Consider the following 20,991-nt stretch of genomic DNA (forward strand, 5'->3'; position numbering starts at 1 on the left):
GATCAGCCGCTCTTGCTGCGGGTCTTCCGCGGCTGCCGGCTCTCGGCCCGCATCGCCCGCATGTCCAGGAAAGCGGCAACACCGGACACCAGCGCCGCGAACAGCCCGAGGAACCGGCCCAGGCCCGGTCCGATGGTGACCCCGGCGGCCTCGAAGATGCCGCGCTGGTCGGCGTCGAACTCCCAGTCCAGCGTGAACCAGCCCAGCACCATCAGCAGCAGCGACGCCGCGGCGACCACCAGCCACAGCTGCGGCAGGCCACTGACGCGCAGGGTCCGGATTCGCCCGAAAGCGACCACGACCAGCCCGGCCAGCAGCAACGGCAGCGGCGGGCACCAGGAGAAGAAGCTCGAGTGCCATGCGTCGCGGACGACGTCACCGTGGGGCAGCTGCGCGAGGATGTCCTCGATGTCCGGCCTGGTGGCGGTCAGCGTGGTCCACGGCAGGAACGTCGAGCCCAGCGCGAGCAGCCCGGCCGCCAAGCCGAGCCACTCGCGCCAGGTGACGCTTTTGACGAATCCCGGCAACGTCAAGAACCGACGCGCTCGATGATCAGCTCCCGGACCCGCTTGGCGTCGGCCTGCCCCTTGGTGGCCGTCATGACCGCACCGACGATCGCGCCCGCTGCGGCGACCTTCCCGCCGCGGATCTTTTCCGCGACGTCCGGCTGCGCCGCCAGGGCCTCGTCGACCGCCGCGAGCAGCGCCGAGTCGTCCGAGACGACCTTCAGCCCGCGCTTCTCGACGACTTCCCGCGGCTCGCCCTCGCCGGCGAGCACGCCCTGGACGACTTCCTTCGCCAGCTTGTTCGTCAGCTCGCCGGACTTGACCAGCCCGATCACCTCGGCCACCTGGGCCGGGGTGATCGCCAGCTCGGCCAGCTCGACCTCGCGGGCGTTGGCCTCCTGGGCGAGGGTGTTGACCCACCAGCCACGGGCGTCGTCCGGCGACGCGCCGGCCTCGACGGTGGCCGCGACGAGCTCGACGGCGCCGACGTTCAGCAGGTCACGCAGGGCTTCGTCGGAAAGCGACCATTCCCGCTGGATCCGCTTCCGCCGCTCCGAAGGCATCTCCGGCAGCGTCCCCCGCAGTTCCTCGACCCATTCGCGCGACGGCGCGATCGGGACCAGGTCGGGCTCCGGGAAGTACCGGTAGTCCTCAGCGGTCTCCTTGGTGCGGCCCGGCGAAGTGGTGCCGTCGGCCTCCTGGAAGTGCCGCGTCTCCTGCTTGATCGAACCGCCCTCGGCGAGGATCGCCGCCTGCCGCGTCATCTCGTAGCGGACGGCGCGCTCGACGCTGCGCAGCGAGTTGACGTTCTTCGTCTCGGTGCGGGTCCCGAACTCGGTCGCGTCCTTCGCCATCAGCGAGACGTTCGCGTCGCACCGCAGCGAGCCCTGGTCCATCCGGACATCGGACACGTCGAGCGCGCGAAGCAGGTCCCGCAGCGCGCTCACGTACGCCCGCGCGACCTCTGGCGCCCGCTCACCGGTGCCCTCGATCGGCTTCGTCACGATTTCGATCAACGGTACGCCGGCCCGGTTGTAGTCGAGCAGCGAGTGCTCGGCACCGTGGATCCGCCCGGTGGCGCCGCCGACGTGCAGCGACTTGCCGGTGTCCTCCTCCATGTGCGCGCGCTCGATCTGAACGCGCACGACCTCGCCGTCGTCGAGCGTGACGTCGAGGTAGCCGTTGAAGGCGATCGGCTCGTCGTACTGCGAGGTCTGGAAGTTCTTCGGCATGTCCGGGTAGAAGTAGTTCTTCCGCGCGAACCGGCACCACTCGGCGATCTCGCAGTTCAGCGCGAGACCGATCCGGATGGCCCCCTCGACCGCCTTGCCGTTGACCGCCGGCAACGCGCCGGGCAGGCCGAGGCAGGTCGGGCAGACCTTCGTGTTCGGCTCGCCGCCGAACTCGTTCGGGCAGCCGCAGAACATCTTGGTGTTCGTGTTCAGCTCGACGTGCACCTCGAGCCCGAGCACGGGGTTGAACCGCTCGACGACGTCGGCGTAGTCCATCAACTCGGCCACGGCAGTCACTTCGTTCCTCCCAGCTCCGGGACCTTGTGGATGAGAGCCCCACCGGCGGCCGCGTCGCGGGCGGCCTCGTAGGCGGCGCCGACCCGGTAGAGCCGGTCGTCGGCGAGCGCCGGGGCCATGATCTGCAGCCCGACCGGCAGGCCGTCCTCGTCGGAGAGCCCGCTCGGCACGCTCATGGCGGCGTTGCCGGCGAGGTTCGACGGGATCGTGCACAGGTCGGCGAGGTACATGGCCATCGGGTCGTCGACGCGCTCGCCGATCTTGAACGCCGTGGTCGGCGTCGTGGGCGAAACGAGGACATCGACCTGCTCGAAGGCGGCGTCGAAGTCACGCGCGATGAGCGTGCGCACCTTCTGCGCCGAGCCGTAGTAGGCGTCGTAGTAGCCGGACGACAACGCGTAGGTACCCAGCATGATCCGCCGCTTGACCTCGGCGCCGAAGCCCTTCTCACGCGTCAGCGACATGACCTCTTCGGCGCTGTGCGTGCCGTCGTCGGCCACGCGCAGGCCGTAGCGCATGGCGTCGAAGCGCGCGAGGTTCGACGAGCACTCGCTGGGCGCGATCAGGTAGTACGCGGGCAGCGCGTAGACGAAATTCGGACAAGACACTTCGACGACGTCCGCGCCGAGCGCCCGCAGCTGCTCGACCGCGGCCTGGAACGACCGCAGCACGCCCGGCTGGTAGCCGTCGCCGCCGAACTCCTTCACGACGCCGACCTTGACGCCCTTCAGGTCACCGTTCGCACCCTGGCGCGCAGCGGCGACGACCGGCGGCACCGGTGCGTCGATGGACGTCGAGTCCCGCGGGTCATACCCGGCGATGACCTCGTGCAGCAGAGCGGCGTCGAGCACCGTCCGCGCGCAGGGCCCGGCCTGGTCGAGCGAGGACGAAAAAGCGACAAGGCCGTACCGCGAGACGCCGCCGTAGGTCGGCTTGACCCCGACGGTCCCGGTGACGGACCCGGGCTGCCGGATCGACCCACCGGTGTCGGTGCCGATCGCGATGGCGGCCTCGAACGCCGCGATCGACGCCGACGAGCCACCGCCCGACCCGCCCGGGATGCGGGCGTGGTCCCACGGGTTGTGCGTCGGGCCGTACGCGGAGTTCTCGGTCGACGACCCCATGGCGAACTCGTCCATGTTCGTCTTGCCGAGGATCACGACACCGGCCTCGCGCAGCTTGCGCGTCACGGTCGCGTCGTACGGCGGGATCCAGCCTTCGAGCGTTTTCGAACCACAGGTCGTCGGTACGCCCTCGGTCGTCAGCACGTCCTTGAGCGCGAGCGGCACGCCGGCCAGCGGCGACGCGGGCGCCTGGCCGTCGGCGAGACCTTCGTCGACCGCCTTGGCCGCGGCCAGCGCGCCCTCGGTGTCGACGTGCAGGAACGCGTGGATGTGGTCGTCGACCTCGGCGATCCGGTCCAGGTGGGCCTGCGTGACCTCGACCGCGGACACCTCGCGCGAGTGGATCTTGCCCGCCAGCTCCGCGGCGGTCAGCTTGATGAGCTCGGTCACTGCTCTTCCCCCAGAATCCGCGGCACCCGGAACCGGCCCTCTTCGGCGGCCGGCGCACCGGCCAGTGCCTGCTGCTGCGAGAGCCCGGGGACGACGACGTCCTGTCGGAAGACGTTCGTCAGTGGCACGGCGTGCGACGTGGGTGGCACATCGGCGGCGGCGACCTCGCTCACCTTGGCCACCGAGTCCAGGATCTGGTCGAGCTGGCCGGCGAAGACGTCGATCTCGTCGTCGGTCACGGCCAGCCTGGCCAGCTTCGCGAGGTGCGCGACCTCGTCTCGGGAAATGTTGGGCACGCGGGTGACTCCCGGGTTGTGCTGTGCGGGTTGTCTCGGAAGCTGCAAGTCTATGGTGGCGGCGCGGGCGGACTCGACTGGGTTACGCCCGGCGCAGGCCGGCTGCCGTCCGGCGACGCTCACATCCCGCCCGGCGGACAGCAGGTCCCGCGAGCCGGGTGCGTCTGTCACAATCGGCGACCGGCATCGAGCGTCCCACGGCAAGGCTGGGACGCCAGAGGTGAGAGGGGCGCGTGGTGTCGTTCCTGATCCGGGTCCTCCTTCCGGACAGCCCGGGGACCCTCGGCGCGGTCGCCACGGCGCTCGGCACGGTAGGCGCCGACATCCTCAGCGTGGACGTCGTCGAGCGCGGCAGCGGAGTCGCCGTCGACGACCTGGTGGTCGAGCTCCCGTCGGGCCGTCTGCCCGACGCGCTGATCACGGCCGCGGAGAGTGTCGAGGGCGTCGAAGTCGATGCGGTCCGTCCCTACGCGGGCGTCCTGGACACGCACCGCGAGCTCGAGCTCGTCGAAGAGATCGCCGCGCAGCCGAAGTCGGGCCTCGACATCCTCGCCGAGGGCGTTCCCCGCATCGTGCGCGCCGGCTGGGCGATGATCGTCGAACATTCGGAGACCGGCGCGGTCCGGCTGGCCTCGTCCAGCGCGGCCCCGGAGACCCCGATCACCGACCTGCCGTGGCTGCCGCTGGAACGCGCGACGGTCCTCGACAGCGAGGAGGCCTGGATCCCGGAGACGTGGAAGGAGCTCGGCACCGAGCTCGCCGCGACCCCGCTCGGCAAGCCGGGCAAGGCGCTGCTCGTCGCCCGCCCGGGCGGGCCGAACTTCCGCGCCGCGGAGGTCGCCCGGCTCGCCCACCTCGCCGGCATCGTCGCGGTCGTCCTCGACGGCTAGCGAAAGCCCGTCACGTCGCCGAAAGGGACGAGTCCGCGTGGGCTCGTCCCTTTCTCGACAACGCCCAGGTCAGCAGTCGATCTGATAGGCGATCAGGGAGATGTGCGGGAACGGCCGCCAGTCCCGCTCGGCCAGGCGCGTGAACCCGAGGCGTTCGTAGAGCCGATGCGCGCTGTGCATCCGGTCGACGCTGCTGAGCACCACTTTGCGGAGGCCGAGCGCGCGAGCGCGGTCGAACACGGCCTTGATCAAGGCTTCGCCGATACCGCGGCCGCGCGCCGACGGCGCCACCGCCAGCATCCGGAACTCCAGCTCGCCCGGACGCGAGACCTCGGCGTATTCGGACCCCGGGTGCACGACGGTCACGGTCCCGACCACCTCCCCCGCCCCATCCACGGCGACCAGGACCTCGGCCTTCTCGGCCCGTCGCGCGACGTCACGCAGCATCGCGTCGTAGCCGACGTCGTCGGCCAAGTGGCCGTCGGCCTCGTACGCCCGCACCGTGACCTCGCCCGCCGCGGCGTACTCCTCGGGCTGCGGCGGCCTGATCTCGACGTCACCCATCCGTACCCCCGGTTTCTTCCTCGGCGGTCTCGTCGCCGGCCGGCAGCGCTACCTCCCGCGCCGCGTCGGGGCCCTGCTCCAGCAGGACGCGGAAGCCGGCTTCGTCGAGCACCGGCACCTTGAGCTGGATGGCCTTGTCGTATTTCGAACCAGGCGAGTCCCCGACGACGACGAAGGCGGTCTTCTTCGAGACCGACCCGGCGGCCTTGCCACCGCGGGCCATGACGACTTCCTTGGCCTCATCGCGCGAGAAGCCGTCGAGCGAGCCCGTCACCACGATCGACAGCCCCTCGAGGTGGCGCGGGATCGACTCGTCGCGCTCCTCCTCCATCCGCACGCCGGCGCGTCGCCACTTTTCGACGATCTCACGGTGCCAGGCGACGTCGAACCACTCCTGCGTCGCGTGGGCGATGGTCGGGCCGACGCCGTCGACTGCCGAAAGTTCCTCCTCGGAGGCCTGCTCGATCCGTTCGATCGAGCCGAACTCACGGGCCAGCGCCTGTGCCGCGGTCGGCCCGACATGCCGGATAGACAGGGCGACCAGCACCTTCCACAACGGCCGGTCCTTGGCCGCGTCGAGGTTGGCGAGCAGCTTCCGCGCGTTCGCCGACAGCTCCCCCGCCTTGGTCCGGAACAGTTCGACCTCGGCGAGGCTGTCTTCGTTCAGGTCGAAGACGTCGCCCTCATCGGCGACCACCCGGGCGTCGAGCAGCGCGACCGCCGCCTCGTACCCGAGGACCTCGATGTCGAAGGCGCCACGCCCGGCCAGGTGGAACAGGCGCTCCCGCAGCTGCGCGGGACAGAACCGGGTGTTCGGGCACCGGATGTCCTTGTCGCCCTCCTTCTGGTAGGCAAGCTCCGTGCCGCATTCGGGGCAGTGGGTGGGCATGACGAACTCGCGCTCGTCGCCCGTGCGCGCATCCACGACCGGACCGAGGACCTCGGGAATGACGTCGCCGGCCTTCCGGATGACGATCCGGTCGCCGATGAGCACCCCCTTGCGCTTGACCTCCTCCTGGTTGTGGAGGGTGGCCCTGGCCACGGTCGATCCCGCGACCGTGACCGGCTCGGTGACCGCGAACGGGGTCACCCGCCCGGTCCGCCCGACGCCGACCTGGATGTCCAGCAGTGTGGTGATCGCCTCTTCCGGCGGGTACTTGTACGCGATCGCCCACCGCGGGGCGCGCGACGTCGTGCCCAGCCGCCGCTGCAACGCCACCTGGTCGACCTTGATGACCACGCCGTCGATCTCGTGCTCGGCGTCGTGCCGGTGCTCGCCCCAGTAGGCGATGTGCGCGGTGAGCTCGTCAGCCGAACTCAGGACCTTGCTGTGCGGCGACACCGGCAGCCCCCACGCGGCCAGCGCGTCGTACGCCTCCGACTGACGCTGGGGCTCGAAGCCCGCGCGTTTGCCGAGGCCGTGGCAGATCAGCCGCAGCCGGCGCTCGCGGGTGACCTTGGGATCCTTCTGCCGCAGCGAGCCGGCCGCGGTGTTGCGCGGGTTCGCGTACGGCGGCTTGCCGGCTTCGACCATCTTCGCGTTCAGCTCGAGGAAGTCCTCGACGCGGAAGTAGACCTCGCCACGCACCTCGACCAGGGCGGGCACCGGGAACTGTTCGGTGCCGGTCAGCGTCTGCGGCACCTGGTCGAGCGTGCGGACGTTGAGCGTGACGTCCTCACCGGTCCGGCCGTCGCCCCGCGTGAGCGCCCGGGTCAGGTGGCCGTTTTCGTACAGGAGGTTGATCGCCAGGCCGTCGATCTTCAGCTCGGCGAGGAATTCCGTGCGCCCGACCTCTTTCTCGACGCGTTCGACCCAGGCCAGGAACTCGTCCTCGGCGAACACGTTGTCCAAGCTGAGCATGCGTTCGAGGTGGTCGTGCGCGGTGAACTCGGTCGAGAACGTGCCGCCGACCCGCTGGGTCGGCGACTCGGGCGTGACGAGTGCCGGGTGCGCCTCCTCGATCCGCTGCAGTTCGCCCAGCAGCTCGTCGAACTGCCCGTCGGAGATGATCGGCGAGTCCAGGACGTAGTAGCGGAACTGGTGGTCGCGCAGTTCCTCGGCGAGGGCGCTGTGCCGCTCGCGCACGTCGGCCGGGACGTCGGCGACGTCCTCCGCGGCCACCGGGGCGTCGACCGCCGCAACCTGGTCCTGGGGAAGTTCGGTGCTGCTCACGGGTGGTAACCCTAGCCGGAGGTACCGACATTTTCGTCCGGTCCGCCGCCCAGTCCACGGACCAGTTCACGGAGCTCCAGAAGGGTGATGGCGCCGGCCGGCTCGGCCTCCGCGGTCTCGACGCGCCGTAGTCGTTCGGCGGCGAGCCGTTCACCCAATGTCGCGTCGAGCGGCAGGAAGGTAATGGTCCGCCGGGCGGCGTCGTCGAGATCGCCGAAGCGCGGGTGGAACACGGCGACGTCGACCACGTGCTCCTCGTCGTCCACCTGGGCGACGACCCGGACATCGGCCAGTGCGATCCGGTGCTCGCCGAGGTTCACCGTGACCTCGGTCGGATCGGGCACCGGCGGGACCGAATCGTGGTACTCCCAGATCGCGTCGTCCGGCGGTGCGGCCGCGCGCCACGCGTCGGTGAACGGCCGCACGTCGGGATCTTCCTGACCGGTCACGACCAGGGCGTAGATCGCCTGGCGACCACGCTCGAGCGAGAAGTGCAGCCGCGGGTGCAGCGCCTCGACCAGCTGGCAGAGCTCGTGCTCGACCCGGTGCGGCTCGCCCTCGCCCAGTGCCGCGCTGACCATCGGGAGCAGCTCGAACCAGCCGTGCCAGAACGCCTCCGCGGCGGCCGCCGGATCGTCCGGCACGGGCTGCTCGGGCCACGCGGTGCGCGGGTCGGGCGGATCGGCGGCGGCGCTCTTGCGGCGGAACAGACGCATGGTTACGGGTGATCCTCGTTCGGTCGGCTACGCGACACGCTACTTGCCGGCCAGAGCGGACGTCGGCGAGTTGCCGGAATCCGTCACCAGCCTTCCGGCGGCTCCACGAAGGCTTTGCCGAGGTCCCGGGTCAGCGCCAGGGCTCGCCGCAGCCATTCCGGCGTCGCGCCGGCGAGCCCGCAGGTGGGTGTCGGCACCGCCCGTTCGGCGAGGATGCTGCGGTTGAAGCCGAGCCGGTCGGCCAGCCGGAACGCCGGCTCTCCGATGTCCTTCAGGCTCGGCGGAGACGCCGGCGAGGTCGCCGGAACGGCGCCCATGAACAGGGTCGCCCCGCCGTCCCACACCTCGCCGATCTCGTCGAGGAACGCGGCGGAGGCGCCATCCAGCGCGGCGAGGTCGAAAGCCAGGGCATCCGCGCCGGCCTCACGCAGGAGTCCCAGGGGCGGTTTCGCGGCGCAGCAGTGCAGGATCACCGGGCGATCGGTGATCCGTCGCGCGCCCTCGATCACGGTGGTGAGCAGCTGGCGGGCCTCAGGCTCCGGCACTGCGGAGACGGTCCCATAGCCGGATGGCGTCGACAGGTCGCCGGCCAGCACCGCGGGCAACGACGGTTCGTCGAACTGGACCACCACGGGCGCGCCGGTCCTGGCCCGCACTTCCGCGACATGGTCGGCCAGGCCGTCCAACAAGGACGACGTGAAGTCCCGCAAAGCCCCGCGATCGGTGAGCACCCGGTGGCCCCGGGCCAGTTCGATCCCGGCGCCGAGCGTCCACGGCCCGGCCAGCTGAACCTTGAAGACCGGCGGGGTGACCCCGGCCTTCTCCCGCGCCTCCTGCACGGCGTCGAGATCCCAGCGAAGCAGATCGAGGGCCCGGCGGTGCTCGTGCCCAGGCCGCGACGCGACGCGGTAGCCGCTCGGCACGACCTCGACAGCCAGGTCGACGAGCAGTGCGGCGGTCCGGCCCAGCATGTCCGCCCCGACGCCGCGGGCCGGCAGCTCGGGCAGGTGCGGGAAGTCGGGCAGTTCGCCGAACACGACCGCCGCCGCTTCGGCCGGATCGTCGCCCGGCATCGATCCGATCGCCGTCGCGGCTCCGCTGGGCCAGATTCGCTCACTCACGACCACCGATTCTGGTCGACCCCTCGGTGCCGGTACCGGCCGGGGCGTCAAGATGCGGACATACACCGCATTTCCGTTTGAGTGGCACCATGAGCGGGTCCGCGGCGATAGGCTGACCGGCCATGACGAGTTCGCCACCGCAGCCGGGCTGGTACCCGGACGCGCGGGACCCCCGTCTGCACCGATGGTGGGACGGCCGGGCCTGGACCGCCGACACCCGCCCGGCCCACCCATCCCCGCCGCCGCCGAGCGACTCCGAGCCGATCGAGCTGGACATCGAGCGCGCCCACGACCCGGCCCGGATCCAGAACCAGGTCAATCGGGCGACACGTGGCAGGGGCGGAACACGCGCCGGGGGCGGGACCCTGTTCACCGAGCCGGTCCTCGTGGTCAACCAGCGCGCCAAGCTGATCGAAATGGCCAACGAGTTCGGCGTCTTCGACCAAGACGGCAACCGGCTCGGCGGGGTCGTCGAGGTGGGCCAGAGCACGCTGAAAAAGGCGATCCGGCTCCTGACCAACTACGACCAGTTCCTGACCCACAAGTTCGAAGTCCGCGACGCCAACCACAGCACCGTGCTCAAGGTGACCCGGCCGGCGAAGGTGTTCAAGTCCCGGTTCCTCGTCACCAGGGCCGACGAGACGCCGATCGGCGAGATCGTCCAGGAGAACGTCTTCGGCAAGATCCGGTTCGGCTTCATCGTCGACGGCCGGCCGGTCGGCGGGATCTTCGCCGAGAACTGGCGAGCCTGGAACTTCTCGATCCGCGACCACGCCGACACCGAGGTCGCCCGGGTGACCAAGACCTGGGGTGGGTTCCTCAAAGCCGCCTTCACCACGGCCGACAACTACGTCGTGGAGATCCCTCACCCGCTGCCGGATCCGCTCGCCAGCATGGTGGTCGCCGCGGCCCTGACGATCGACACGGCCCTGAAGCAGGACACCGACTGATCGAGTGACCGGCGTCTCATCTCCTCCCGGTGGACAGCGGGCCCGGCACGGCTCAGGGTGAAGAAAGGCCGGGACGCCGCAGTCTCGCCGGGACGGAGGTCACCGTGGAACCGTTGCCGGAAAGCAGCGACAGGAACTGGACCGAGCCCGGAATCTACGAGGTCTCGTCCGGCGTCTACCGGATCCCGTTGCCGCTGCCCAACGATGCTTTACGCGCGGTCAACGTCTACGCGGTCACCGACGGCGAGAAGCTGGTCCTGGTCGATTCCGGATGGGCGCTGACCGTGGCCCGGCAACAGCTCGCCGACGCCCTGAACGGGATCGGCGCCGGACTCGCCGACGTCAGCGAATTCCTCGTGACCCACGTGCATCGGGACCACTACTCGCAGGCGGTGGTCCTCCGTCGTGACTTCGGCTCGAAGATCGCTCTCGGCCAGGACGAAGAGCCATCGCTCAAGGCATCCGGCAATCCCGACCGCCTGCCGATGGAAGCCCAGGTCGACCTCTTGGTCCAGGCCGGCGCCGGCGAAGTCGTGGAAGCGCTGGCCCGTCAGTTCGGCACGAGCCGGCGGCACACGGAAGCCGACCTCTGGGAAGCGCCCGACGAATGGCTGACACCGGGCCCGCGGCCGATCCTGCCCGGGCGCGAGTTCGAAGTCGTCGCCACTCCGGGACACACATCCGGTCACGTCGTCTTCGTCGACGACACCGCCGACCTGTTGTTCTCCGGCGACCACGTGCTTCCGCACATCACGCCCTCCATCGGGTTCCAGCCGGTGCCGGCCGAACTTCCGCTCAACGACTTCATCGGCTCGCTTCGCTTGGTGCGTGCCATGCCTGACCGCCGCATGCTTCCCGCCCACGGCCCGGTGTCCGAGAGCGTGCACACCCGGGTCGACGAGCTGCTGGAACACCATCGTCAACGTCTCGAGACGGTAGCCTCCCAAATCGAGGCCGGCGCTACTTGCGCGTACGAAGCCGCACACCGGATCGGCTGGACCCGCCGCAACCGCAAACTGTCCGAAATGGACTCCTTCAATCAGATGCTTGCGGTCCTCGAAACCGCAGCGCACCTCGATCTCCTGGTGTCCCAAGGAAAACTGAGCGCCAAACACGTCGACGGGGTTCGTCGTTACGCGGTGAACTGAGCCCACGCGCGGCCAGCACTGCGGGTAGCCACCTCGTTGCAGTTAGGTCCGCCGTCGGGCCTCCTGCATACTGGGTGCAATGGAGGTCATCAGACGCGCCCGGGCAACGGACATCGAGGCGCTTGTGCGCCTGTTCGGCGCACCTGGCGAACCGTTGGCGGCCGCCCTCGGGGAACTCATGACCACCCCGCATGTCACGCTGGTCGTTGCCGAGGACGACAACGGCGTCGCCGGCACTGCGCAGCTGACCGTGCTTCGAGGCCTCGCCTGGGACGGCGCGTCCCGTGGCCTGCTCGAGGGCATCCGCGCCGCCCGGCGCGGTGTGACCAGCGCGCTCCTGACCTGGGGCATCGACGAAGCCCGCCGGCGCGGGTGCGCGCGCATCCACCTCGATTCGGGCGTCAACCGCGGCGACCTGCGAGACTTCTACGCACGCTTCGGTTTCGAGTACAGCTACCAAGGATTCACCCGCGTCCTGTGATACTGACGTCGTGGCCGACTACACCATCCGCAGGGCACGGCGAGAAGACATCGAGGCGATCGTGCACATGCTGGCGGACGACCAGCTCGGCGCCACCCGGGACGATCCCGGCGACCTCGAGCCCTACCTGCGCGCCTTTGACGACATCGTCGCGGATCCGAATCAGCTTTTGGTGGTCGTCGCGTCAGACGACAAGCCGGTCGGCACCCTGCAGCTGACGATCATTCCGGGGCTAGCCAGGCGCGGCGCGCTTCGCGGCCAGATCGAGGCCGTGCGGATTCACGCCGACCATCGAGGCACCGGGCTGGGCGCCGATCTCGTCCGCTGGGCGATCGACGAGTCGCGGCGGCGCGGGTGCGCCCTGGTGCAACTCACGTCGGACACCTCCCGGACGAAAGCACACCGGTTCTACGAGCGGCTCGGATTCGTACCCAGTCACACGGGATTCAAGCTCAAGCTCTGAGCGGCGAAGCCCGCTACCCACGCCGAAGCAACGACTGTCTATTTCGGACATCAACCCTCCCATGAGCGTCACGCGCACGTGCGCATACGGGAACGATCCCGAAACAATTACCATCCGTCAAGACGTAGGGCGCGAACGGTCCATTCGCGCCCTTTTGATGACTTTCCTTGCGAGCCGTCGTACCGTCGAGCTCATGACAAATTCACAACCAGTCCACAAGCTCCTCCCCGCCTCCCTTCACAGCGCCGGCGGCGAACTTCCGTTCGTGCTGCAATCGGTCCGCGCCGACCCGAACACGTTGCAGCGCATGAAAGACGACCAGGTCATCGATCTGATCCGCGATACCGACGCGGAGATCTCGAAGCTGCAAGCCGTGCAGCTGAGAGCGATCGCGGACTTGAGCGTGCGACGGAGACGGGCGCCCAGCGCGTCGTCAGAAGTCGCGTTGGCCTTGTCCACAACGGAACACCGCGCCAGTGCCATCGTTTCTGCGGCCAACGCACTGATTGCCCGCCTCCCTCGCATGCTCAACCTCATGGATGACGGCCGGCTCGACCTCTATCGCGCCATGAAGGTCACCGATGCGACGGCATGGCTGTCGGGAGATCACGTCCGTGTCGTCGACGCGACGCTCGAGGATCGGGTGCCAGGACGGAACGCCACCCAGGTCCGCCGGGCCGCGACCTACGCCGCCGTGCAGGCCGATCCCGACGGCGCAGCGCTCCGCACCGAGAGAAAGCTCGTCGAGCGGCGGCTCACCCTCCACCACCAAGACACCGGCGTGACCCATCTGTCGGTCACCAACGCACCGACGGAGAAGGCAACCGCCGCCTACGCCCGCGTCGACCAGGCCGCCCGTGCGTTGAAGACGCCGGACGAACCGCGAACGCTGGATCAGCTCCGCGCGGACGTGGCCATCGATCTGCTGCTCAGCGGCACAGGCGGCCCGAGCGAACGCACCGAGGTCTTCCTGCACATCGACCTGGCCACCTACCTCGGCCTCAACCAGACTCCGGCGGCGTTGTCCGGTCGCGGCCCCGTTGCGTCTGCGCTGGCTCGGCACATCATCGGCGGCCCCGATACCACGCTGCGCCGAGTTCTCACCGATCCGCGAACCGGTCACGCGGTCGAACTTTCTCCGACGCGCTACTCGCTCGAGCAGGACGAGTTCATCAGGGTTCGCGACCAAGAGTGCCGACAGCCCGGATGCACGCGCCCCGCACAGAGCTGCGAGCTCAAGGCGACTCGCACGAAGGGCGAGCCTGGAGGCATTGCGGACCAGGCAGTCACCTTCTGCTCGCGGCACAGCAAGCTGGAGGGACAGCCTGGCTGGGACTACGAAGTCGCGCCGGACGGCACGCTCAACGTCGCGACGCCGACAGGACAAGTCCATTCGACAACGCCGCCGTCGATGCACCCCGGCCGCCGACGGGCGAACCGGCTCCGGAAGAAGCCCCGGAAGTGATCGAGGATCAGCGCGTGCCGGAGATCTTCGCGCTGCCGAGGACAACGTCTCCATCGCCGGGATCAGGACGGTAGAGAACGACGACCTGACCCGGAGCGACTCCGCGCAGCGGCTCACGCAAGTGCAGCGTCATGGTGTCGTTGTCCACGTCGGCGACCGCATCCACGATCCCTCCGTGCGCTCTGACCTGGATCACGCATTCGGTGGGTTCGGTCAGCGGCCGGCCACTGGGCCAGATCGCCCGGTCAGCCTCGATCACCTTGACGCCGAGGCCGGCCGCGGAACCGACCTTGACGGAGCCCGAGACCGGTTCGAGCGACAGGACGTACCGAGGACGGCCATCCGGCGCCGGAGCATCGATCCCCAGGCCCTTGCGCTGGCCGATCGTGAACCCGTGCACCCCCGTGTGCCGGCCGAGGACCGCACCTGTTTCCGCGTCCACGAGCTCGCCGGGACGCTGTCCCAGCCGGTTCTCCAGGAACTTCTTGGTGTCGCCGTCCGGGATGAAGCAGATGTCGTGGCTGTCCGGCTTGTTGGCGACGGACAGGCCTCGTCGCTCCGCCTCGGCCCGCACGTCGGTCTTCCACGAGCCGCCCAGGGGGAACATGGCGTGGCTGAGCTGTTCAGGTGTCAACGAGGCGAGCACGTACGACTGGTCCTTGCCGCTGTCCGCGCTGCGACGCAACTCAGGCACACCGTCTACCACGGTGAGGCGCGCGTAGTGACCTGTCGCGACCGCATCGAATCCGAGCGCCATCGCCTTTTCGAGGAGCGCTTCGAACTTGATCTTCTCGTTGCAGGTGACGCAAGGGTTCGGGGTGCGCCCGGCAGCGTATTCGCCGACGAAGGTCTCAACGACCTCTTCGGTGAAGCGCTCGGCGAAATCCCAGATGTAGAACGGGATTCCGAGAATGTCGGCGGCCCGCCGGGCGTCGTGGGAGTCCTCGATCGTGCAACACCCACGCGAGCCGGTCCGCAGAGTGCCCGGCTTGGCCGACAGGGCCAGGTGCACACCGACGACGTCGTGCCCGGCGTCGACCGCGCGCGCCGCGGCGACCGCCGAGTCCACTCCTCCGCTCATCGCGGCCAATACCCGCATTGCTTACACCTCTTGCTTCTGGGTCTGCTTGCGCATTCCGGCGAGGCCGGCCTGCCGGGCGCGCATGACGACGCCACCGATCTCCGCGGCCACGGCCTCGACGTCTGCAGTGGTGGATGTGTGGCCAAGGGAGAAACGGAGGGAACCGCGAGCCGCCGCCGGGTCGGCCCCCATGGCGAGCAGCACATGGCTCGGCTGGGCGACGCCTGCAGTGCACGCCGACCCCGTCGAGCATTCGATGCCCTTGGCGTCGAGCAGCATCAACAGGCTGTCGCCGGCGCATCCGGGGAAGGTGAAATGGGCATGGCTGGGCAGCCTCTCGCCCTCTCCACCGTTGAGGACGGCGTCGGGTACCTCACGTTGGACGGCCTCGACGAGCCCGTCTCGAAGTTCCTCGACCCGCTTCGCGTAGTCGGCTCGGGTCGCGACACTGATTCGGACCGCAGCCGCGAAACTCACGATCGCCGGGACGTCCAGGGTCCCGGAGCGGACGTTGCGTTCCTGGCCTCCGCCGTGCAGCAGAGGCGCACAAGCTACATCACGTCCGAGCAGAAGCGCTCCCACGCCGAACGGGCCACCGAGCTTGTGCCCGGTCAGGGTGAGTGCTGCGGCGCCGCTGGCGGCAAAGTCGACCGGTGCGGCCCCGACGGCCTGGACCGCGTCGGTGTGGAACGGGATGTCGAACTCGGCGCACACTGCCGCCAGCCCGGCGATCGGGTTGATCGTGCCGACCTCGTTGTTCGCCCACATCACGGTGGCCAACGCCACGGTGTCGGGATCCGCGGCGATGGCTGCGCGGAGGACATCAGGCGACACCCGCCCCTGGCTGTCCACGTCGAGCAACGTGACCTCGGCGCCACTGTGGGCTTCGAGCCATTCGACGGTATCCAGCACTGCGTGGTGCTCCGCGGCGCCGCACAGGATGCGGCAACGCTGCTCCTGCTCACCGCGACGTGCCCAGTAGATCCCCTTGATCGCGAGGTTGTCGCTCTCGGTGCCCCCGCCGGTGAAGATCACCTCGGAGGGGCGGGCGCCCAGTGCCTCGGCAATGGTTTCGCGGGCTTCTTCGACCATCCGGCGAGCCCGGCGGCCCGAAGAATGCAGTGCCGAGGCGTTGCCCACGGTGGACAGCGCCTCGGTCATCGCCGCTATGGCTTCGGGCAACATCGGAGTGGTCGCCGCGTGGTCGAGATAGGTCATCGCGGTTCCAGGGTAGTCCGCTCCAGCGCGTGACGAAGCCCACCCTGGCCCTCGAAGTGGGCTGTCACACCTTTGACGGCCACCGCCCGGTCAGCCGGACACCCACCACCGCGAGCGCCACCAGGGCCACCGTGAGCAGGGCCATCGCCGGCGACGGGTCGAGAACCGAGCCGACCGCCCCGAGCAGGACACCGCCGAGGCCGATGAGCAGCGCAGAGCCGACCCAGTCCGCGAGCTGCATCGCCGAGGTGTTGAATCCGCGCTCGCCCTCGGGCGAGTAGCGGAGCAGGAGGACGGAGATCGCGGGCATCGCGATCCCCATGCCTGCGCCGCCGACCGCACAGGCCACGAAAGCGACCCAGCCGGGGAACCACGGCTGCGAAACCAGGCCGAAGCCGACCAGGCCGGCCGCGACCAGCCAGAACCCGGTGCGCAGCGACGCCTCTCGCGACCAGTCGAGGTACCGGCCCTGCGCTGCCGACGCCGCGGACCAGCCCAGCGCTGTGATCGTGAGTGGCAGGCCGGCGAGGGCAGGGCTGTAACCGTGGACCGCGCTCATCACCAGAGGGAGGTACGCCTCCATCCCCGCATACGCTCCGGCGATCAGGGCGCGGGAGGCGATGACCGTCGGCAGGCCGGGGCGGGACGTCAGTGTCCCGGTCGGCAGCAGCGTCCGGAGCGCGTAGCCCAGCGCGATCAGCCCGACCGTGCCGTAGCCGAGCGCGACGACTGACTGGTGTTGAGCCGCCCACATCAACGCTGCGACGCCGAGCGCAGCGATGATCGCCTGTGGCACGCTCGCCCGCCGGCCGCCCGTGGCGGGTTCGTGGGCGGGCAAGCGCCGGACGACCACGACCAGCATGAGCACGCCGACGGCCACGAGCGGAACCAAGCCGAGGAAGACCCAGCGCCAGCCGACGCTGACCGTCACGACCCCGGCCACCGAGGGCCCGATGACCGCTGGCAGAACCCAGGCGGCGGCGTTCGCGGCGTAGATGACCGGACGTTCGTGGTCGGTGAACGTCAGCGCGATCAGGAGCGAGACGGAGACGAGGAGCAATCCCGAGCCGAAGCCCTGCAACGCGCGACCGAGGAGGAGCGTCGGCATCCCGCTCGCCGTTCCCGCGACCACGAGACCGGCCGCGAACAACACAGGCCCGGCGAGCAGCGCCGGCGCTGGGCCGCGGCGGTCGCCGATCCGGCCCGAAAGCACCGTCGCGACCACGCTGGAGATCAGGAAGATCGTGAAAGGCCACGAGTAGAGCGACAACCCGTGGAGGTCGGCGACCAGCGTGGGCATCGCCGTCGCCACGCCCATGCTCTCGAACGCGACCAATGTGACCACGAGCAGCAGCGCGATCGTGGTCAGCCGATGTTCCGCGCTCCAGAGCACACTTCGGCGACGGGGTGCGGAGTCGATCGTCGAGGCCATGATCAGCAGCCTGCAACCTCCAGCCCGCTGGAGGTCAAGGTGATTCAGGCCGAGCGGTGCGCTACCGGTTCCAGCGGCAGGTCGCGGGCCGGCGCGGCCGCTTCGCCGCGGGAACTCACGTCGAGCTTGTCGAGGATGTTGCGGACGTGGAACTTCACCATGTGCTCGCTGAGCTGCAGTTGTTCGGCGATCTGCCGGCTGCGCAGACCCCTGGGAGATCCCCGACAGGACTTCCAGTTCGCGGGGTTGAGCCGATCGAGGGGACGCAGCTCGGGCGACTCGGCCGCGCCGAGCGGGAGGGCCGCCGGGACCGTCGTGCCCCAGCTCGGCACGGCGTCGACCTCCCAGTGGCCCCGAGGGCCCGTGAGGCGCTCGGTCAACCCTCAGGGCGGGACCGCGTCGGCGACTTCGGGGCAATCGTCGCGGATCGTCATCCGCAGCACTGATCCGTCCATGCGCCAGGACGTCTCAAACGCGTGGTCCGCGAGAGTGAGACGCTGCTGCTCCACGGCGCCAGCGGCACGGTCGGGCGGTTCGCCGCTCAGGTGGCCGTGGCGCAGGTCGAAAGCGAGGGTGGGCACCCTGGCCGAAAGTTGACCATCGCTGTCGGCTGAACGAAAAGGGGGCCAATCCGGGCCTGTCGCCGGATCGCGGCGACAGGGCCCGGATCACTTCGCGGGAGGCGAAGCCAGTGGGGCCGCCTGGCGGCGCGGGGTCCGCCGCCGCTGCTGAGCCGGGATCTGGACCGTGCCCAGCGCGGAATGGACCGCCGCCTCGGCGAGGGCAGCCAGTTCGCGGCGGGTTTCCGCGCGGCCCGGGGCGATCTCCGGGCAGACGTGGATCTCGAGGACCAGGCCACGCAAGGCCGCGACCCGGCGCAGGGACGCGATCAGCGACTCCGGTCCGATGAACGCCGGGCGGCTGGTCTCGCGTGCGTCGGCGAGGCGGTACCGCAACGCGATCGGGCGCACCGGGACACCGCCGTCGATGGCCGCCTGGAATGTCGCCGTCGTGAAGCGGCCCGACGCCAGGCCGCACCACGTCGTGCCCTCCGGCGTGACGCTCACCAGCGAGCCCGTCCTCAGCGCGTCGGCCAGCGACGCCATCGTGGCGGGCAACGTCGTCAGCCGCTCGCGGTCGAGGAAGATGCTGCCGCCGCGGCGGACCAGGCCGCCGAGCACCGGCCAGCCCGCGATTTCCTTCTTGGCCAGCGCGCGCATCGGCCGCAGCGCGTTGATCGCGACGATGTCCAGCCACGAGATGTGGTTGTTGACCACCAGCGCGCCACGGCCGGCGGGCGCGGTCAGGAAGTCGGCGCCGCCCCGGATGTCCAGGCGGACGCCGAACGCCCGCAGCACGCCGAGGAAGATCAGCCGGAGCAGGCGCTCGCGGCCCGGGGCGACCAGCAGCAAGGGCGCGGACACCAGCGCCGCGAGCACGACCGAGATCGCCGCCGCGAAGCGCAGGACCCGTCGCGGGAGACCGACCACCGGGTCGTCGGCGGTGAGGCAGCCGTCGCCGCAGGGCGACGACGGCATCCAAGCGTGGCTCATCCCTGGCTCCCGAGGAAGAACTTCAGGTACCGCTCGTCGACGTTGTGCAGGTCCAGGAGGACGAAGAAGTCCGCGACGCCGAAGTCGACGTCGAGCGCCGGTGGCCCGCAGACCTTGGCGCCGAGCCGGACGTAGCCCTTGATCAGCGGCGGCAGCGTGGGCCGCGCCGGGCGCTCGATGCCCGTGGTGTCCCACGGGATCAACGGCGTGACGCGCGTGGCCTCGTCGGAGTAGTGCTTGGCGCGCAGGACGTCCCATACGCCGGCGGCGAAGGAACCGTCGTCCACCAGCGGGACGGACGCGCAGCCGGCGAGGTAGCGGTGGCCGGAAAGCAGCATGTAGCGGGCGATGCCGGCCCAGACAAGGCTCACGACGCCGCCGCTGCGGTGGTCCGGGTGCACGCACGACCGGCCGGTTTCGACCAGTGACGGGCGCAGGCCGTCGATCGCGGTCAGGTCGAACTCGCTGTCGGCGTAGAGCTTCCCGGCCTGGGTGGCGCGCTCCGGCGGCAGCATGCGGTAGCAGCCGACGATCTCGCCCGTGTTGTCGTCGCGGACCACGAGGTGGTCGCAGAACTCGTCGAACTCGTCGACGTCGAGACCGGGCCGCGGGGAGTGGAGGCGCGCACCCATTTCCTCGGCGAAAACCCGGTGACGCAGTTTCTGCGCCGCGACCACTTCGTCGTTCGCGTGCGCGACGAGGAGCGAGTACCGGGGGGCGTCGGCGGGGCGCTCGGCACCCGCCTGATCAGTGCTGACGAGGAGCTGTGACGTCGTCATGGTCAAGGTTTACCTGCGCGGAGGAAGCCGCGGAGAGTGCTATCCGATGACCGATGAATGCACGTTCAGTTAATGGCGGGTTCTCTGTCCCGAAAACGCACGAAGGGCCTTCCGGGTCACCCCGGAAGGCCCTTCGCGAGCGAAAATCAGCCCTTGCGCTTCTCGACCGCTTCGGTCAGCTGCGGCGCGACGTTGAACAGGTCGCCGACGATGCCGAAGTCGGCGATCTCGAAGATCGGCGCCTCCGCGTCCTTGTTGACGGCGATGATCGTCTTCGACGTCTGCATGCCCGCGCGGTGCTGGATCGCGCCGGAGATGCCGAGCGCGATGTACAGCTGCGGCGAGACCGTCTTGCCGGTCTGGCCGACCTGGAACTGCGCCGGGTAGTAGCCCGAGTCGACAGCGGCACGCGAGGCGCCGACAGCCGCGCCGAGCGAGTCGGCCAGCTTCTCGACGACGTCGAACTTCTCCGCCGAGCCGACACCACGGCCACCGGACACCACGATGGAGGCCTCGGTCAGCTCCGGCCGGTCACCGCCGGTCACGGGCTCGACGCCGGTGATCTTGGTGGTCTTCGCCGCGTCGACCGCGGGGAGCTCGACGGTCTCCTCGGCCGCCGCGCCCTCGGCCGGCTCGGCCTCGACCGCGCCCGGGCGGATCGAGACGACCGGCGCGCCCTTCGCGGACTTGGACTTGACCGAGAACGCGCCACCGAAGATGGACTGGTCGATGACACCGTCACCGTTGACGCCCACGGCGTCGTAGATCAGGCCGGAGCCCAGGCGCACGGCCAGGCGGGCGGCGACCTCCTTGCCCTCACCGCTGGCGGTGACGAGCACCGCGGCCGGGGGCGCCTGCTGCGCGAGCGCGGCAAGCACGTCGACCTTGGGCGTGACCAGGTAGTTCGCGGCGTCGTCGCCTTCCGCGACATACACCTTGGCGGCGCCGTGCGACGCCAGCGCCTGCTTCGCCTTGGCGGCGGTCCCGGTCGGGCCGACGACGACGGCCGATGGCTCACCGAGCGCGCGGGCGGCGGTCAGCAGCTCGAGCGTGACCTTCTTGACCTCACCGTCGACGTGGTCGACGAGGACGAGTACTTCAGCCATGGTTCT

22 protein-coding genes are annotated in these 20,991 nt (G+C 69.8%); 6 read left to right on the forward strand and 16 right to left on the reverse strand.

What is annotated here, in order from left to right:
• Positions 1 to 2: 2 nt before the first annotated feature.
• From ACFVYA_RS01960 to gatC, 4 genes are read right to left on the reverse strand one after another with little or no spacing between them, the layout of a single operon-like run.
• Positions 3 to 533, reverse strand: a complete 531-nt coding sequence (locus ACFVYA_RS01960) for a hypothetical protein (protein WP_387041278.1) — start codon at positions 531 to 533, stop codon at positions 3 to 5.
• Positions 530 to 2,035 (reverse strand): Asp-tRNA(Asn)/Glu-tRNA(Gln) amidotransferase subunit GatB, encoded by a 1,506-nt coding sequence (gene gatB, locus ACFVYA_RS01965; protein WP_387041280.1) that lies wholly within the window; start codon positions 2,033 to 2,035, stop codon positions 530 to 532. Before gatB ends, ACFVYA_RS01960 begins: the two co-directional genes overlap by 4 nt.
• Positions 2,032 to 3,549, reverse strand: coding sequence for an Asp-tRNA(Asn)/Glu-tRNA(Gln) amidotransferase subunit GatA (gene gatA / locus ACFVYA_RS01970; RefSeq protein ID WP_387041283.1), 1,518 nt, complete (start codon positions 3,547 to 3,549; stop codon positions 2,032 to 2,034). Before gatA ends, gatB begins: the two co-directional genes overlap by 4 nt.
• The gene (gene gatC / locus ACFVYA_RS01975) at positions 3,546 to 3,845 is read right to left on the reverse strand and encodes an Asp-tRNA(Asn)/Glu-tRNA(Gln) amidotransferase subunit GatC (RefSeq protein ID WP_285988990.1); all 300 of its coding nucleotides are present in this window, start codon (positions 3,843 to 3,845) and stop codon (positions 3,546 to 3,548) included. The genes gatA and gatC overlap by 4 nt, the downstream gene beginning before the upstream one ends.
• Positions 3,846 to 4,081: 236 nt before the next feature.
• Here gatC and ACFVYA_RS01980 point away from each other — a divergent pair, with 236 nt between their 5' ends.
• Complete coding sequence (locus ACFVYA_RS01980; RefSeq protein WP_043781008.1) at positions 4,082 to 4,735, forward strand: amino acid-binding protein; 654 nt, start codon at positions 4,082 to 4,084, stop codon at positions 4,733 to 4,735.
• 69 nt (positions 4,736 to 4,804) lie between these two features.
• On the opposite strand, the gene ACFVYA_RS01985 is transcribed toward ACFVYA_RS01980, so the two are convergent.
• The 4 genes from ACFVYA_RS01985 to ACFVYA_RS02000 all read right to left on the reverse strand — a co-directional run bounded on the left by ACFVYA_RS01985 (position 4,805) and on the right by ACFVYA_RS02000 (position 9,309).
• The gene (locus ACFVYA_RS01985; RefSeq protein ID WP_387041287.1) at positions 4,805 to 5,299 is read right to left on the reverse strand and encodes a GNAT family N-acetyltransferase; all 495 of its coding nucleotides are present in this window, start codon (positions 5,297 to 5,299) and stop codon (positions 4,805 to 4,807) included.
• Positions 5,292 to 7,472 (reverse strand): NAD-dependent DNA ligase LigA, encoded by a 2,181-nt coding sequence (gene ligA / locus ACFVYA_RS01990; RefSeq protein WP_387041290.1) that lies wholly within the window; start codon positions 7,470 to 7,472, stop codon positions 5,292 to 5,294. Before ligA ends, ACFVYA_RS01985 begins: the two co-directional genes overlap by 8 nt.
• Before the next feature lie 11 nt (positions 7,473 to 7,483).
• Complete coding sequence (locus tag ACFVYA_RS01995; RefSeq protein WP_387041293.1) at positions 7,484 to 8,188, reverse strand: hypothetical protein; 705 nt, start codon at positions 8,186 to 8,188, stop codon at positions 7,484 to 7,486.
• A gap of 83 nt (positions 8,189 to 8,271) precedes the next feature.
• Entirely contained in the window at positions 8,272 to 9,309 is a 1,038-nt protein-coding gene (locus tag ACFVYA_RS02000; protein ID WP_387041295.1) for a methionine synthase, read from the reverse strand.
• Positions 9,310 to 9,431: 122 nt separating this feature from the next.
• Between ACFVYA_RS02000 and ACFVYA_RS02005 the strand changes: the two genes are divergently transcribed.
• From ACFVYA_RS02005 to ACFVYA_RS02025, 5 genes are all read left to right on the forward strand, one after another.
• On the forward strand, positions 9,432 to 10,259 hold the full coding sequence (locus tag ACFVYA_RS02005; protein ID WP_387041298.1) for a phospholipid scramblase-related protein: 828 nt from the start codon (positions 9,432 to 9,434) through the stop codon (positions 10,257 to 10,259).
• A gap of 104 nt (positions 10,260 to 10,363) precedes the next feature.
• Positions 10,364 to 11,407, forward strand: a complete 1,044-nt coding sequence (locus tag ACFVYA_RS02010; RefSeq protein WP_387041301.1) for an MBL fold metallo-hydrolase — start codon at positions 10,364 to 10,366, stop codon at positions 11,405 to 11,407.
• A gap of 79 nt (positions 11,408 to 11,486) precedes the next feature.
• Positions 11,487 to 11,888, forward strand: a complete 402-nt coding sequence (locus tag ACFVYA_RS02015; protein ID WP_285988983.1) for a GNAT family N-acetyltransferase — start codon at positions 11,487 to 11,489, stop codon at positions 11,886 to 11,888.
• A 10-nt stretch (positions 11,889 to 11,898) separates the two neighbouring features.
• Entirely contained in the window at positions 11,899 to 12,351 is a 453-nt protein-coding gene (locus ACFVYA_RS02020) for a GNAT family N-acetyltransferase (protein ID WP_285988982.1), read from the forward strand.
• A gap of 193 nt (positions 12,352 to 12,544) precedes the next feature.
• A complete protein-coding gene (locus ACFVYA_RS02025) occupies positions 12,545 to 13,816 on the forward strand; it encodes a DUF222 domain-containing protein (protein WP_387041306.1) in 1,272 nt (423 codons plus the stop codon).
• Between the two features lie 7 nt (positions 13,817 to 13,823).
• Here ACFVYA_RS02025 and mnmA read toward each other — a convergent pair whose 3' ends face one another.
• The 8 genes from mnmA to ACFVYA_RS02065 form a co-directional block, all read right to left on the reverse strand.
• Positions 13,824 to 14,915, reverse strand: a complete 1,092-nt coding sequence (gene mnmA / locus ACFVYA_RS02030; RefSeq protein WP_387041309.1) for a tRNA 2-thiouridine(34) synthase MnmA — start codon at positions 14,913 to 14,915, stop codon at positions 13,824 to 13,826.
• Positions 14,916 to 14,918: 3 nt separating this feature from the next.
• Positions 14,919 to 16,115, reverse strand: a complete 1,197-nt coding sequence (locus ACFVYA_RS02035) for a cysteine desulfurase family protein (protein WP_387041312.1) — start codon at positions 16,113 to 16,115, stop codon at positions 14,919 to 14,921.
• 64 nt (positions 16,116 to 16,179) lie between these two features.
• Positions 16,180 to 17,547: an MFS transporter gene (locus tag ACFVYA_RS02040; protein ID WP_387041314.1), complete on the reverse strand. Its 1,368-nt coding sequence runs from the start codon at positions 17,545 to 17,547 to the stop codon at positions 16,180 to 16,182.
• Positions 17,548 to 17,591: 44 nt separating this feature from the next.
• Positions 17,592 to 17,879, reverse strand: a complete 288-nt coding sequence (locus tag ACFVYA_RS02045; RefSeq protein ID WP_387041317.1) for a response regulator transcription factor — start codon at positions 17,877 to 17,879, stop codon at positions 17,592 to 17,594.
• 51 nt (positions 17,880 to 17,930) lie between these two features.
• Entirely contained in the window at positions 17,931 to 18,128 is a 198-nt protein-coding gene (locus tag ACFVYA_RS02050; protein WP_387041320.1) for a hypothetical protein, read from the reverse strand.
• Between the two features lie 87 nt (positions 18,129 to 18,215).
• The gene (locus tag ACFVYA_RS02055) at positions 18,216 to 19,100 is read right to left on the reverse strand and encodes a lysophospholipid acyltransferase family protein (protein WP_387041322.1); all 885 of its coding nucleotides are present in this window, start codon (positions 19,098 to 19,100) and stop codon (positions 18,216 to 18,218) included.
• Positions 19,097 to 19,879, reverse strand: coding sequence for a GNAT family N-acetyltransferase (locus ACFVYA_RS02060; protein WP_387041325.1), 783 nt, complete (start codon positions 19,877 to 19,879; stop codon positions 19,097 to 19,099). Before ACFVYA_RS02060 ends, ACFVYA_RS02055 begins: the two co-directional genes overlap by 4 nt.
• A 146-nt stretch (positions 19,880 to 20,025) precedes the next feature.
• Positions 20,026 to 20,985 carry an electron transfer flavoprotein subunit alpha/FixB family protein gene (locus ACFVYA_RS02065; RefSeq protein WP_387041327.1) on the reverse strand — a complete coding sequence of 320 codons (960 nt, stop codon included), beginning with the start codon at positions 20,983 to 20,985 and terminating at the stop codon, positions 20,026 to 20,028.
• Between the last annotated feature and the right edge of the window lie 6 nt (positions 20,986 to 20,991).

The sequence above is a fragment of the Amycolatopsis sp. NPDC058278 genome (genome assembly GCF_042881395.1).
Classification (GTDB): Bacteria; Actinomycetota; Actinomycetes; order Mycobacteriales; family Pseudonocardiaceae; genus Amycolatopsis.

Excerpts from the sequence above, each read along its gene's own strand:
- ACFVYA_RS01985 (WP_387041287.1), bottom strand. The coding sequence starts at position 5,299 with ATGGGTGACGTCGAGATCAGGCCGCCGCAGCCCGAGGAGTACGCCGCG.
- ACFVYA_RS01995 (WP_387041293.1), bottom strand. The coding sequence starts at position 8,188 with ATGCGTCTGTTCCGCCGCAAGAGCGCCGCCGCCGATCCGCCCGACCCG.
- ACFVYA_RS02005 (WP_387041298.1), top strand. The coding sequence starts at position 9,432 with ATGACGAGTTCGCCACCGCAGCCGGGCTGGTACCCGGACGCGCGGGAC.
- ACFVYA_RS02015 (WP_285988983.1), top strand. The coding sequence starts at position 11,487 with ATGGAGGTCATCAGACGCGCCCGGGCAACGGACATCGAGGCGCTTGTG.
- ACFVYA_RS02025 (WP_387041306.1), top strand. The coding sequence starts at position 12,545 with ATGACAAATTCACAACCAGTCCACAAGCTCCTCCCCGCCTCCCTTCAC.
- mnmA (WP_387041309.1), bottom strand. The coding sequence starts at position 14,915 with ATGCGGGTATTGGCCGCGATGAGCGGAGGAGTGGACTCGGCGGTCGCC.
- ACFVYA_RS02035 (WP_387041312.1), bottom strand. The coding sequence starts at position 16,115 with ATGACCTATCTCGACCACGCGGCGACCACTCCGATGTTGCCCGAAGCC.
- ACFVYA_RS02040 (WP_387041314.1), bottom strand. The coding sequence starts at position 17,547 with ATGGCCTCGACGATCGACTCCGCACCCCGTCGCCGAAGTGTGCTCTGG.
- ACFVYA_RS02055 (WP_387041322.1), bottom strand. The coding sequence starts at position 19,100 with ATGAGCCACGCTTGGATGCCGTCGTCGCCCTGCGGCGACGGCTGCCTC.
- ACFVYA_RS02060 (WP_387041325.1), bottom strand. The coding sequence starts at position 19,879 with ATGACGACGTCACAGCTCCTCGTCAGCACTGATCAGGCGGGTGCCGAG.
- ACFVYA_RS02065 (WP_387041327.1), bottom strand. The coding sequence starts at position 20,985 with ATGGCTGAAGTACTCGTCCTCGTCGACCACGTCGACGGTGAGGTCAAG.